This is a genomic window from Neobacillus terrisolis (assembly GCF_051233475.1).
GTDB lineage: Bacteria > Bacillota > Bacilli > Bacillales > Cytobacillaceae > Bacillus_BU.
Window position 1 is genome coordinate 54,599 of sequence record NZ_JBKFGH010000038.1, and the last position, 11,459, is coordinate 66,057.

Annotated in this window: 14 protein-coding genes; 11 read left to right on the forward strand and 3 right to left on the reverse strand. The window is 38.2% G+C overall.

What is annotated here, in order from left to right:
* Positions 1-8 precede the first annotated feature (8 nt).
* The 7 genes from ACI48O_RS20275 to ACI48O_RS20305 all read left to right on the forward strand — a co-directional run bounded on the left by ACI48O_RS20275 (position 9) and on the right by ACI48O_RS20305 (position 6,623).
* Positions 9-647 carry a tetratricopeptide repeat protein gene (locus ACI48O_RS20275; protein WP_435563649.1) on the forward strand — a complete coding sequence of 213 codons (639 nt, stop codon included), beginning with the start codon at positions 9-11 and terminating at the stop codon, positions 645-647.
* Positions 640-1,020: a DUF6508 domain-containing protein gene (locus ACI48O_RS20280; protein ID WP_435563650.1), complete on the forward strand. Its 381-nt coding sequence runs from the start codon at positions 640-642 to the stop codon at positions 1,018-1,020. The genes ACI48O_RS20275 and ACI48O_RS20280 overlap by 8 nt, the downstream gene beginning before the upstream one ends.
* A gap of 609 nt (positions 1,021-1,629) precedes the next feature.
* Positions 1,630-3,111 carry a spore germination protein gene (locus ACI48O_RS20285; protein ID WP_435563651.1) on the forward strand — a complete coding sequence of 494 codons (1,482 nt, stop codon included), beginning with the start codon at positions 1,630-1,632 and terminating at the stop codon, positions 3,109-3,111.
* A gap of 12 nt (positions 3,112-3,123) precedes the next feature.
* Complete coding sequence (locus ACI48O_RS20290) at positions 3,124-4,224, forward strand: GerAB/ArcD/ProY family transporter (RefSeq protein ID WP_435563652.1); 1,101 nt, start codon at positions 3,124-3,126, stop codon at positions 4,222-4,224.
* On the forward strand, positions 4,208-5,284 hold the full coding sequence (locus ACI48O_RS20295) for a Ger(x)C family spore germination protein (RefSeq protein ID WP_435563653.1): 1,077 nt from the start codon (positions 4,208-4,210) through the stop codon (positions 5,282-5,284). Before ACI48O_RS20290 ends, ACI48O_RS20295 begins: the two co-directional genes overlap by 17 nt.
* A gap of 84 nt (positions 5,285-5,368) precedes the next feature.
* Complete coding sequence (locus ACI48O_RS20300; RefSeq protein WP_435563654.1) at positions 5,369-6,154, forward strand: hypothetical protein; 786 nt, start codon at positions 5,369-5,371, stop codon at positions 6,152-6,154.
* A 4-nt stretch (positions 6,155-6,158) separates the two neighbouring features.
* Positions 6,159-6,623, forward strand: coding sequence for a hypothetical protein (locus ACI48O_RS20305; RefSeq protein WP_435563655.1), 465 nt, complete (start codon positions 6,159-6,161; stop codon positions 6,621-6,623).
* A gap of 77 nt (positions 6,624-6,700) precedes the next feature.
* Here ACI48O_RS20305 and chrA read toward each other — a convergent pair whose 3' ends face one another.
* From chrA to ACI48O_RS20320, 3 genes are all read right to left on the reverse strand, one after another.
* Positions 6,701-7,882 carry a chromate efflux transporter gene (chrA, locus tag ACI48O_RS20310; RefSeq protein WP_435563656.1) on the reverse strand — a complete coding sequence of 394 codons (1,182 nt, stop codon included), beginning with the start codon at positions 7,880-7,882 and terminating at the stop codon, positions 6,701-6,703.
* A gap of 86 nt (positions 7,883-7,968) precedes the next feature.
* The gene (locus tag ACI48O_RS20315) at positions 7,969-8,367 is read right to left on the reverse strand and encodes a DUF3231 family protein (RefSeq protein WP_435563657.1); all 399 of its coding nucleotides are present in this window, start codon (positions 8,365-8,367) and stop codon (positions 7,969-7,971) included.
* A gap of 7 nt (positions 8,368-8,374) precedes the next feature.
* Complete coding sequence (locus ACI48O_RS20320; RefSeq protein WP_435563658.1) at positions 8,375-8,572, reverse strand: DUF3231 family protein; 198 nt, start codon at positions 8,570-8,572, stop codon at positions 8,375-8,377.
* Between the two features lie 212 nt (positions 8,573-8,784).
* Here ACI48O_RS20320 and ACI48O_RS20325 point away from each other — a divergent pair, with 212 nt between their 5' ends.
* The 4 genes from ACI48O_RS20325 to ACI48O_RS20340 all read left to right on the forward strand — a co-directional run bounded on the left by ACI48O_RS20325 (position 8,785) and on the right by ACI48O_RS20340 (position 11,305).
* The gene (locus ACI48O_RS20325) at positions 8,785-9,372 is read left to right on the forward strand and encodes a class I SAM-dependent methyltransferase (RefSeq protein ID WP_435563659.1); all 588 of its coding nucleotides are present in this window, start codon (positions 8,785-8,787) and stop codon (positions 9,370-9,372) included.
* A gap of 17 nt (positions 9,373-9,389) precedes the next feature.
* Positions 9,390-10,091: a response regulator transcription factor gene (locus ACI48O_RS20330; protein ID WP_435563660.1), complete on the forward strand. Its 702-nt coding sequence runs from the start codon at positions 9,390-9,392 to the stop codon at positions 10,089-10,091.
* On the forward strand, positions 10,088-11,059 hold the full coding sequence (locus ACI48O_RS20335; RefSeq protein WP_435563661.1) for a sensor histidine kinase: 972 nt from the start codon (positions 10,088-10,090) through the stop codon (positions 11,057-11,059). Before ACI48O_RS20330 ends, ACI48O_RS20335 begins: the two co-directional genes overlap by 4 nt.
* Before the next feature lie 69 nt (positions 11,060-11,128).
* Entirely contained in the window at positions 11,129-11,305 is a 177-nt protein-coding gene (locus ACI48O_RS20340; protein WP_435563662.1) for a hypothetical protein, read from the forward strand.
* The last annotated feature ends 154 nt before the right edge of the window (positions 11,306-11,459 follow it).

The window sequence follows — 11,459 nt, forward strand, 5'->3', positions numbered from 1 at the left end:
GGAAGTCAATGGATAAATGGGATCAGCTGTATAATCTTGCTATAGTATATATTCAAAATGAGATGTATGAAGAGGGAACAGCCTATCTTGAAGAAATTGGAGAAGACTATCCAAATTTCTCTGAAGTGATGTGGGCACTTGGTTTAACCTATGTTCTTATGGGATTTCCTCATCAAGCGTTGCAAAAATGGGAAAGAATCCACGACTTTAATGATTTCGATATCGATCATGAAATCGGCAAAGTTAACGCAAAACTGCCCCTTTATCAAAAAATATACAATCAATACAATGTGGCGATAGCGCTTATTCATGAGGATGAATTTCATAAGGCAGGAGAGGTCTTTGAGGAGTTGTTAGCATATCAGAGGGAAGTGCCTTTACCGGTCGATTTCTATTATGGTTATATATTGGCCAAGGTTGTATCGGGGGAGGAAAAAAACGCTTTTGATCAATTTATTTATTTTCCTGCTTCCGTTAGAAAAAGCAGTAAAATCCAAGAACTAGGAGAATTACTGCATCAGTACCTTGAAACATTCAGACCGGGGAAAACGCTCTTTATTAACAAGCCTGTAAAACCAGTTACTTGTAAGGAAAATTCGCGAAAGACTTGGTATCGTAATATTTTTGAGGTGATTAAAAATGCCTAAATACGAGAAGATATTTGATTCCATATCCTACCTGGAGAATGAACGCCATGCTATTTGTTCTTGGGTCGGACCTGAAAAGCAGGAAAAAGAATTTTTTGCCCATGGATATCCTCATTATGATCGTAAGTTTACCAGTTTTATTGATGAGATCTATCATTCCGATTTGTTAAATGGTGACTATTTTTCCATTTTGAACGAAAAGGTACAGGATAAGAATTTTAAAGCTGCTATTCCCACTGCCGATTTCGAGTTATTAACTGCGATTTTGACCTACTATGTCCGTCAGGAACGATTCTGTGATGGGGCATGGGAAGAGGCCATAAATGAAAAGGTTTTTGTAAGTATTTTGAAAAGGCTCCGCGAATTAGTTTAATAGGTTTAAGTATCTCCATGCGTACATACGCTTGGAGTTTTTTTATTATTTAGCTTGTTGCGACTATAAAAATAATTCGTCTAGTACCAAAATAGTCGGTGAAGGAGGCTTAGTGACCAAAAATCGATCCCACAAAGCCTAAAGTGGCCAGTGAAAGAGTTCTACTGACCAAAAATCGTATCCGCAATACCCAAAGTGGCCAGTGAAAGAGTCTCACTGGCCAAAAATCGATCCCGCAAAGCACAAAGTGGCCAGTGAAAGAGTCTCACTGGCCAAAAATCGGTCCCGCAAAGCGCAAAGTGGCCAGTGAAAAAGTTTCACTGGCCAAAAATCGATCCCGCAAAGCGCAAAGTGGCCAGTGAAAGAGTCTCACGGACCAAAAATCGATCCCGCAAGCCCCAAAGTGGCCAGTGAAAGAGTCCCACTGATCAAAAATCATCTCTAGGTACCCTGAAATAGTTAATTGGGAGGCTAATCCTCAAAATCGCATTCTAATATCCTCAACATTGTTAATCGAGAGGGTCAAGAAACACAAACATGAAGGGGATAATCCTTCCATTTACGGAAATAATATGTGTATTCTCTATCGATAAGGGGATAGTACCAATTATGTTAAATCCATTCAAGAAAAAAAATACAGAAAAGGAAAGCTTAGAACAAATTTTAAAAAAATCGCATGATTACAAATCGATTCAATTTATTAATAAATCAACAAACATACCTTTCTGTTTAACCTTTGTATCAACGCTTGTTGATGAAAAAATCATTCATGAGCATGCTTTACCCTTTTTATTAGAAGAACCATTTAACTCTATTGAGGATGTTAAACAAATCCTTCCGATTCCCGAAATCCATTTTACTGAGGATCACTCTTGTATTGAAGAAAAACTCTTTAACGGGTTTGTCTTATTAACGTTAAAGGGTGATAAGAATAAGCTTTGTTTCTTTGCCGCAAAGAAAGAATATGTTCGAAATATTAGTTTACCAGAAGTAGAATTTAGTGTGCTTGGGCCAAAAGAGGCCTTTGTAGAATCGCTTGATCAAAACATTAACCTTGTCCGAAAAAGAATCCCTGTTAAAGAACTAATTGTCGAAGAAATTACGGTAGGGTCACTTTCAAGAACAAGAGTGGCAGTATTATATTTAGACGGAATCACCAATACCGAAAATGTTAATACCGTCAGGCAGCGGATTAAAGGTATTGAGTTTGACGAAATTACCGATAGTTCCTATATTGTGCAAATCATTTCTGATAATCAAAATTCACCGTTCCCACAGCTTTTGGATACCGAACGGCCTGACCGTGTTGCGGCGATTCTGGCTGAAGGGAAACTGGCAATTATCGTTGATGGTTCGCCGCAAGCATTAATTGCACCCACGACGTTAGTTGAGTTTTATAGCTCGTTTGAAGATTATTTTTTAAATTGGATTATTGCCTCATTCTTTCGATTGATTCGCTTGTTTGCTGTCACGTTTTCCATTTTAGTAACACCCGTTTATGTTGCGACCCTAACGTACCATTTTGAGTTAATTCCCCAGGATTTATTGAATGCGTTGGTGGCTTCTCGAAGAGCGATTCCGTTTCCGCCCATATTGGAAGCTTTGTTTCTTGAATTAACGATTGAGCTCTTGAGGGAAGCCGGAGCCCGGTTGCCGACAAAGGTTGGACAAACAATCGGTATCGTTGGGGGGATTGTGATCGGAACAGCAAGCGTAGAAGCAGGTCTTACAAGCAATATCTTGCTCATTTTTGTTGCACTGGCTGCACTTGCTTCCTTTACAACCCCAGTATATCGGATGGGCAACACGATTCGATTACTTCGGTTTCCATTTTTGTTTTTTGCCAATCTATGGGGACTGTTAGGAATTGTTTTGTGTTTTTGTATATTGACCACCCACCTTCTGCGTCTAACATCATTAGGCAGACCGTTTCTAGAACCATTGTTCCCTTTTCGAAAACAAGACGTAAGGGATGCATTAATCCGTTTGCCGTTCACCATGCAAGCAAAACGGCCTTTATATTTAAGAACAGAACAACCGATTCGTTTTAATCCAAAATCTGTGAAGGAAAATAGAGATATCGATGAATAGAGGTACTTGTTCATGAGCCAAACCATTCCGGAAAATAGAAAAATTTCTCCATTCTTCGTATTTTTTATTGTTCACGGGGCACAGACTGGAATCGGTATTCTCGGCTTCCAAAGAACGATCGCGAAATCTGCTGGGTACGACGCATGGATGTCGATTATTTTAACGGGAACCGTCATTTCCATTCTCGTGTGGATGATATATAAAATGCTCTCGATAGTGGACGGTGACATTGTTTCGATTCATTGCTATCTGTTAGGAAACAAGGCCGGGAAATGGATTAGCTCGGTTTTTATCCTCTATTTTTATATGCTGATGGTAGCAGTCGTCCGAGGTTATATTGAAATCATCCAGGTATGGATGTTTCCGGATCTTGAGACTTTTTGGTTTTCGTTAGTGTTTCTTTTAGTTGTTCTCTATATCGTTCATGGCGGGTTTAGAACAGTTACGGGAATTGCTTTTTACTCTGTTGTCCTGCCAGCCTATATATTTTTAATATTTTTGTTGACGTTACCTTATGCTGATTTTAATAATCTACTTCCAATCTTTGATCATTCCATGAAAGACATCCTTAAAGCTAGCCGAGATATGACATTTTCTTTTTTAGGGTTCGAAGTATTATTGTTCTATTATCCATTTATAAAAAATCCACAAAAATCTCGAAAATTTGCGCAGCTTGGCAACATGTTTTCTACCTTTGTTTACATATATTTAGCGGTTCTAACCTTTAGCTATTTTTCTGAGGAGCAGCTTCAAAAAAATATTTGGGCCACCTTAACGATGTGGAAAATTATCCAACTCCCCTTTGTAGAACGATTTGAGTATATTGGGATTGCAAATTGGTTTTTCATTACACTCCCGAATGTAAGTTTATCGCTTTGGTGTGCCAGTCGGTTAGCCAAGCAGATTTTTTCGATCCGCCAAAAGACAACTTTACCTGTATTAGTCTTACTTGTTTTAGTAGGTACCAGCCTGTTAACTACAAGAGAGCAAGTCACATTATTTGGGGATTTAACCGGAAAACTCGGCCTTTATTTCTCGTTAGTTTATATTCCGATGTTATTTACCGCTACTTTAATTGCACAGAAGGTGAAAAATCGTGGGAATCATTCATAGGATTTTTATATGTGCTTGTACGTTATTGGTACTTAATGGTTGTGTCGAAAAAGAGATTTTGGATGATATAAATTTAATTAACGGAATTGGATTTGATCATTCTGAAAAAGGGAGAATAGTTGGAACCATTATTTTCCCTGTTTATTTACCTGATCAAGTACCAAAGAACAGAACATTAACCGCTGAATCAAATATGAAGAAGACAATTTTTCAAGATTTGCAGCGAGAGGCTGCAGACCCCATTGTGACTGGGAGTTTAGAAGTGGTTTTATTTGGAGAAGAGTTAGCGAAAAAGGATGGAATTCTTGAATTGGTGGATCCGTTTCAAAGAGACCCTGGCGTTGGTTCAGGACTCTATTTAGCGGTAGTAGATGGAAAAGCAAAGAAATTATTAGAGGGGGAATACGGAATTAAAGGAAATGCCACCCATATATTCGATCTAATCCAGCACAACTTGGAAGAAGAAGATCTTCCAAAAACCAATCTGCAGCGTTTTTTATTTGATTTTTATCAGGACGGTAAAACACCATTCATGCCTCGTCTGAAACAAATATCAAAGACCAAAGTTAGTTTAAATGGGATTAGTCTATTCAAGTATGGCAAGATTGTGGATACGATTCCGCCTCAGAAAATGTTTTTTTTCAAGCTTCTCGTAGATAAATATAGCCAAGGCCTTCATAGGGTCAAAATAGATGAAGGGGACGCTGCAGTTCGAGATATCCGATCTTCCCATCAATTTAAGCTTACAAAAAGAGGACCAGAGGAAATTGTGATTCATGTTAAAGTTAATGGAATTATCAATGAATTTACAGGAGGGGACCTCACGCCTGCTAAGGTAAAAAAAATACAAAAACAGTTTGAGAAAGACATCAATCAACAATGCCTTAAAATGATTAAACAGTTTCAAAAACAAGAAATTGACCCAGTCGGGTTAGGGCGGTTTGTAAAAACCCGGACACGGAATCTCGATGTGAAAAAGTGGACTAAAGCACATTATCAGGACCTAATCGTAAAGGTTGAATCTGAGGTGAACATCACTGAAATTGGAGTTATTCAGTAGGATTTTGGAACCGATGAACTTCGGAGGTTGGATAGTGAAAGTAGCAGACAAAAACAGCAGATATTTTGTAGGAGTTGCATTCTTTTGGAAAATGAAACGGCTACAAGAAAAATTCGTCGATACAATAATTTTACATCCGTTCTCAATAGTAACTATATCCACTTAAGGAATCCTTGGGTCACAGCTTGGTGGTCGGCGGCCTTTCCCGGTTTTGGGCATATTCGCCTGGGGATTTATGTTAAAGGGTTGATCTTGTTAATTTGGGAAATCATTATTAACGTTCATTCAAGATTAAATGAAGCAATGGTGTTTTCTTTTAATGGACAATTTGAACTTGCTAAAGATGTGCTTAATATTAAGATGCTGTTTTTATATATCCCTATCTATATTCACTGTATTTGGGATAGTTATCGGCAAACAGTGGATTTAAACAAACATTATCTTTTGGCAGAAAACGAAAGAGCCCCAATTGTTCCATTTATCATGAATGGTTATGCTTTGAATTATTTAGATAAACGAAATCCTTGGAATGCCTTAGTTTGGTCATTGCTTTTTCCTGGACTTGGCAATTTATACGTTCACAGAGTTCCAACCGGTTTCTTTATCGTTAGTATAACGACTGTTATAATCTATTTATCCAATTTCTTTGAAGCTGTTCAATTTACTTTAATGGGATCCTTTAATAAGGCGGGGGCAATTCTAGATCCAGAATGGGCTTTGTTTTTACCGTCAATTTATTGCTTTTCGGCTTTTGAAGCGTATGTACTTTCAGTCGAATACAACAAATTGTATAAGAAAGAGCAGAGTCAGTATTTGGAAAAAAATTATCAAAAATCGAACTTGCAATTATTCGAGTCCAAAGAGGAGTGAAAATGTGGGACATATCCATGTTATTTCTGCGTTTGAGCATTCAGCTTTTTTGGAATTAGCTCTAATAACATTGCATGAACAGGGGATTGAAAAAGAAAAAATAGTGGCTATTCCACTTAAAAAAATAAATGAACAGCCAAAGCTCCTTGACACCATTCATCGTGCAGATGGAATTAGCTTATTTGATTTATCTGCAGTAATGGCGACAATCTTTTCTATTCTTGGTGCATCATTTGGATTTGAATTAACATGGGGTCCGATAATTTGGGGTTTAATTGGATTAGGATTAGGATCAATAATGGGTTTCACGATTGATTATTTTTATAATAAGCGAAGCAAAAAGAAAAAATCTGCTGCTACTACAGAGGTTGTCCTAATTATAAAGTGCAAGGAAAGTGAATTTAAAACAGTAAAAAATATTTTATATGAAAATATGGCACTTGGTATAGGGAAATTAAAGATAAAATAAAAGCCTTACGATTGCGAACGTAGAAAACCGTAGGGCCATTAGAGATAAACATCAAGGTTGTGTAAAGCTTTACACGATTACATTAACCACCCTACTATCGCTCCTATTAGTACAATTACCCATGGGGGCAGCTTCCAATAGGTAAGAAGGCTGAATAATATGGCAGCAAAGGCAAAATCCTTTGGTGATATGATGGATGTAGTCCAGATTGGATCATAAAAGGCAGAAATTAAAATACCAACGACCGCGGCATTAACACCCATTAACACTCCGGTTACCTTTGGGCTCTTGCGGAGTGAGTTCCAAAAAGGAAGCGTGCCGAAAATGAGCAGGAAGGCAGGCAGGAAAATCGCAATCGTTGCAATGACACCGCCTTGCCATCCGTTTATGGCAGTACCAAGGTATGCGGCAAATGTAAACAAGGGTCCTGGTACCGTTTGAACTGCACCATATCCCGCTAAAAATTCTTCTTTGCTTAGCCAGCCGGTTGGGACTAATTCACGTTCTAGGAGTGGAAGAACGACATGACCGCCTCCAAAAACAAAAGAACCGGATCGATAAAAGCTATCAAATATTGCCAACAAATGTGAGGAGGTAAACTCACGTATGACAGGTAACATAAAAAGTAATCCAAAAAATAAAAACAAACATAAGACCGCAAAACGTCGTGAAATTGGAAACGATTGGACAGAAGCATTACTGGACTCATTATTTGGTTTAAATAAGAAATATCCAATCATTCCGGAAATCAGGATCACTATAACCTGTGAATAGGCAGTATGCCATAAAAGTGTCCCGACAATGGAGAATAATGCAAGTGCTTTTGTTGGTAGATTGGGGGTTAGTTTTTGTCCCATTCCGATTATTGCTTGTGCTACAACTGCGACCGCGACAATTTTTAAACCATGAATCCATCCAGCATTGCCAATATCCAATCCTTGAAGCAGGAATGCAAATAACATCAGGACCATGACAGAAGGAAGCGTAAACCCAATAAAGGATATAACTCCACCCAAAACTCCTCCGCGGATCACTCCGATTCCAATGCCGACTTGGCTGCTGGCCGGACCAGGTAGAAACTGGCATAAAACCACTAAATCAGCATAAGCTTTTTCGTCCATCCATTTTCTTTTTTGAATATATTCATTATGAAAGTAGCCTAGATGAGCGACTGGTCCTCCAAATGATGTCAGTCCGAGTTTGGTTGAAATGAAGAGAATTTCTAGTAGTTGCTTCATTCGTCTCGAGAACGGATTCATAAACAAACCACCTTTTGATAAATTTAATACTAAATTTTATAATAAAAAGCACCTGCCCAGTTGGCAAGTGCTAAATTACCTTTTAATTATCTCATTAATTCATCACGGTCAGCGGCATGAGGTGGACGTTCACACCATTCATGGTTAATCATAATATTCATTCCATCTTCAGCATATTTCCCAGCTTCAGCTGTAAGTCTTGCATAGTCAGCGATGATATCTCTTCTTTGGCAAGCTCCCATTGAAGCCACGTAGTATCCGATTCCTGATGCAATGATCATATTAACATGATGCATTCTTAACTTATCAGAAAAAGGGGCGCTTGTTTCATTTTCGACTTCATGATCCCAAGTCATTGGTGCAGGTAAATCATCTGTTGTAAAATAATTAGAGAAGACCCTATAATGTTTTTTGGCTATTTCTTTTCCTCTTAACATAAACTCACGGATTTCTTGTAATTTTGCAACCTGTCCAAATCCAACCAAGAGCGCTTCACCTAATTTTCTCAATTATTCCGATATGTTCTTTAGACATATTCATGGCATGGATTTGAATGGGTTTGATTTCTGTATCATCCACTTTTTCATGGAAATACTTAAAAACACAAATGGACATCGTATCAGCTAAATAATTGGTCCAAAGTGCTGTGAGTTTTGCGGCTGTTAAACGAATGCTATGTTGAGACTCCATTCAATCATACCTCCAATATTATACACTTAAGGTAGTTTTACCTTTTTTGTAAATAATTATAAAATTAATATAAAACATTATAGCGTCAGTAATTGAAAAAGACTTGAATTGCCCTTTGGTTTCTGCAGAGCTAATAATATCGTCAGTATTAAAACCAATTAAAGATATTCTATCGTTAAAAATACTTAATCGTTACGGAGTTGAAACATATAGTGAGCAGTACCTTCGCAAAATGGTATGATTTTTTTATGGGTCCGCTAGAACGTCATAAATTCATGAAGATTCGAATGGAATTGTTACAAAATGCAAAAGGAAAGGTTCTAGAGATTGGATCGGGAACTGGAGTGAATTTTCCATTATATAGGATGGCAGAAAGTGTGACGGCTATTGAATCAGGTCAATCTATGATTATGCAATCCCGTAAGAAGCAATCGCAAGCTGCCGTCCCGCTGGAAATTGTGAAAGCGGGTGCTGAACATTTGCCGTTTGCCGATGAAAGCTTCGATTCCGTTGTCGCCACACTCGTGTTTTGTACGATTCCTGAGGTAGACAGAGCTTTAGCAGAAATAAAAAGGGTCTGTAAGCCAGGAGGAACCATTCTTTTATTTGAGCATGTAAAAATGGATCATCCGTTTTTAGCAAAACTGCAGGATTGGCTGACTCCAACTTGGAAAAGGATTTGTGATGGCTGCTGTTTAAACAGGGATACTTATCATCATTTTCTTGAATCAGGATTTGAAGTCATTGAGACGAAGAAATATTATAAAGGGCTTTTTATTGCGGTAGAGATGAGAAAATAAAATAATGGGGGACAGCTATGGAAAAAATTTTGATTATTGAGGATGATGTCAAGATTGCTGAGCTGATTCACTCGTATATCGAAAAATACGGATATAAAGGGAAAATAGTTAAAGATTTTGAGCAAGTTTTGACCGAATTTAAAGAATTTGATCCCCATCTAGTTTTACTAGATATTAATCTCCCTACTTTTGATGGGTATTTTTGGTGCCGCCAAATCCGCACCGTTTCAACATGTCCGATTGTCTTTTTATCTGCACGCGGCGGAGACATGGATCAGGTGATGGCGTTAGAAAATGGCGGGGATGATTACATAACCAAACCGTTTCATTATGAAGTTGTAATGGCGAAGATTCGCAGCCATATGCGCCGTGTTTATGGTGAATATGCTCCGAAAACCGTAGAGCGGACGGTTGAGTTAGCAGGTCTGGTTTTGTATCTTGAACGGTTAGAGGTCTCATTTTGTGGCAAGGAAGCTACTTTAACAAAGAAAGAAGCCGATCTGTTAGAAATGTTTTTAAGTGGTTACCCTCGTGTGATGAGCCGAAATAAAATTCTTGAAACATTGTGGGATGACCTGGCCTATGTTGATGACAACACGGTAAGTGTTAATATGACAAGACTGCGCAAGAAACTATTAGAGATAGGGATAATCGATGCAATTGAAACGGTTCGAGGTGCAGGGTATCGAATAAATCCGACATGGAAAATAGAACCATGAAGTTATTTATACGTGATCATTTCCCATTCATCTATTTTTCGATTGTTCAAATCGTGATTATTTTGCTAGTGTTTTGGTTTGCTGGGTTTGATAATCTCTTAATAGTTGGGTATGCGGCCTTCCTATGGGGATGTGGACTAGTAGCCTATCTTTTTTTTCGCTATTTAAGTCAATCGGCTTTTTACAAAAAACTTTCGAACAGTCCAAACTCTTTGGAAGAATCCATCACAAAGACCAACTATACACCATTAGGAATCGCATTTGATCAATTTGCGGAAAATCAATTTCGGCATTATCAATCGCAGTTATCCTTTTGGGAGGAAAAGCAGCAGGAGCGGACTACTTTTATGAATCAGTGGGTTCATCAAATGAAAACACCTCTTTCAGTGATCGAACTTATCATTCAAGGAGAGGATGATCCTCGATTTGAAAGCATTGCTGAAGAAACTCATCGAATGCGGAAGGGCTTAGAAATGGCCTTGTACACGTCAAGATTAGATACATTTACAGAGGATTATTTTGTTGAAGAAATAAGTTTAGTTGATGTCATCGACAAGGTTGTCATCGAAAATAAGCATTATTTTATTCGTAATTATGTGTATCCAGAGGTTAAAGTGGATCGAGGCATCAAGGTGAGAACAGATTCGAAATGGTTAAGGTTCATCGTCGATCAACTATTAACCAACGCGATTAAATATTCGGCCGGTACAAGGGAAAGAATAACGATAACGGCTTTTTTTAAAGGAAATAACCCCATTTTAGAAATTAGGGATCGTGGTGTTGGAATTCCGGCAGCTGATTTACCGCGCGTATTTCTCCCGTTTTTTACAGGGGAAAATGGCCGGGTGTTTAAAGAATCGACTGGGATGGGGTTGTATTTGGTAAAACAAGTGGTGGCCAAGCTTAGTCACGAAATAGAAATAAAATCAGAGGTTGGTCAAGGGACGGTCGTTCGGTTAATCTTTTAGAAAATGTAATCTTTATCACTGAAATGTAATCTTTCGTTTCCCTATATTAGAAATAGGAGGTGACGATGTATGAAGGTGAAATATCCAGTAAAAGGTTCTTTTGATATTAAAGAGGTTAAAGCAGAGCTCAAGCCATTCGGTGGAATATGTGCCAAGGTTGTTGAAGATAAGCTTGAGTATCAAATTAAAGAAGAAAGCAAAGACGCAGCATACGAGCATTTAAAAGGAAAAGGGTATATTGAATAAAGAAGGATTTGAATACATAAAACCGCTTGGTTCATAAACTAAGCGGTTTTTTATGTTGTGCGCCCGGCATGGGTGCAGTCTATAGGGTGTAAGTCCCGAGCCACGAAGGCAGTTGTAGTGGTTAGCTTAACGCAAGGGTGTCCATGGTGACGTG